Below are 1606 nucleotides of genomic sequence, written 5' to 3'. Positions count from 1 at the left end.
GTCCGGAACGGATGCCGCTGGCCCCGGCGGCGCGGCCGCAACCGGCGCCGCACGGCATGCCCGCGGCGAGCAGGCGGGCGGCGACGCATCGTGACGCGGATCCTCGTCGACCTGCTCTTCCACACCGGCCGGAAGGGCGGGATGGAGTCGTACGTGCGCGAACTGTACCCGCGACTGGGCTCGCTCAGGCCCGACCTCGAGTTCGTGGGCCTGGCCTCGACCGAGCTCGCAGCGGCCGGGGCGCCGTGGTTCCCCGGCGAGCTCGTCGCCTCCGGCCGCTCGGGCGAGGACCGCGTCGCGTGGGCGCGCGGGGAGGTGCTCGACGTGTCGCGCCATGCCGCCCGGATCGACGCCGACCTCGTCCACGCACCCGCGAACCTCGGCCCCCTCCGATCCCGGACCCCCGTGGTCCTCACGGTCCACGACCTGCTCCCCTTCCGGCATCCGGAGTACGTGCCCGGTCCGTACGCACCGGTGCTGCGCTGGATGATCCGCGGCGCCGCGCGCGCCGCACGCCGCGTGCTGACCGTGAGCGAGTCGACCGCGCGCGACCTCGCCGACCTGCTCGGCCTCGATCGGACCCGGATCGACGTGGTCCCGCTCGCCGGCGGCGCGGCCGGCGCGACGACCGGGGCGGCCGCCGACGTGCATCGGTCGGACGACCTCGTGCTCGCCATCGGCAACCGCATGCCGCACAAGAACTTCATCGCACTGCTCGAGGCGGTCGCGCTCGTGCCCGCCGAGCGGCGTCCGCGCGTGGTCGTGACGGGCAGCCACGACGCCGACCCGCTCGCCCCGGAGGTGCGACGGCTCGGGCTCGACGAGCGCGTGCGGCTCGAGCGGTGGGTGGCCCCCGCCGAGCTGGAACGCCTCTACGCCGAGGCGGCCCTGTTCGCGTTCCCGACCCGGTTCGAGGGCTTCGGACTCCCGCTCATCGAGGCCATGGCGCGCGGTGTCCCGGTCGTGGCGTCCGACCTGCCCGTCCTGCGCGAGGTCGGCGGGGACGCGGCGCGGTGGGTGGATCCCGACGATCACCTCGCGCTCTCGCGAGCGATCGACTCGCTGCTGTCGGATCCGATCGAGCGCGAGCGGATGTCTCGTGCCGGCCTCGAGCGTGCGGCGCGCTTCTCGTGGGAGCGCACGGCCCGCGGAACGCTCGAGTCGTTCGAGCGCGCGCTCGCGGGCTGAGCGGTCACCGGCGCAGTCGCTCGGCCCGTCGCAGGAGCTCGTCGACCGAACCGGCGAGGTTCCGGGTCTCGCGCTCCCGCGCGAACCACTCGGCCGTGGACCGGCGCAGCTCCTCGCCGGCGTCGACGACGTCGCGGATGGCCGCCCCGAGGGCCTCGGCCGTGGCATCCGTCGCCACCGCCCCGTTGACGCCCCGCCGCACGAGCTCGACCGACGCGTTGTCGTCGCCCGCGACGACCACCGAGGGCACCCCGAGGGCGGCCGCTTCGGCGACGACGAGCCCGAACCCCTCGCGCGCGGAGGGGTTCACCAGGGCGGCGGCGCCGGACACCACCGCGTCGAGTTCCTGGGACTCGCCGCCCGCAACGATCTTCCCGGCCGGGGCTCCCCGGGACGCCGAGGCCGGACCACAGAGCGC

At 75.8% G+C, this 1606-nt stretch carries 2 protein-coding genes; one reads left to right on the top strand and one right to left on the bottom strand.

The genetic code is table 11. The features are described 5' to 3' along the window. Positions 1-90 precede the first annotated feature (90 nt). The gene (locus ESO86_RS16615; RefSeq protein ID WP_165308203.1) at positions 91-1188 is read left to right on the top strand and encodes a glycosyltransferase family 4 protein; all 1098 of its coding nucleotides are present in this window, start codon (positions 91-93) and stop codon (positions 1186-1188) included. 4 nt (positions 1189-1192) lie between these two features. Here the strand turns inward: ESO86_RS16615 and ESO86_RS16610 are convergent. Further along, on the bottom strand, positions 1193-1606 hold a 414-nt coding region (locus ESO86_RS16610; protein ID WP_129235921.1), incomplete at its 5' end, for a glycosyltransferase.

This window comes from Agromyces binzhouensis, from assembly GCF_004135055.1.
GTDB classification, from domain to species: domain Bacteria; phylum Actinomycetota; class Actinomycetes; order Actinomycetales; family Microbacteriaceae; genus Agromyces; species Agromyces binzhouensis.
Note: the sequence above shows the minus strand (reverse complement) of the source record. Positions and strands in the feature narration are given on the sequence as shown.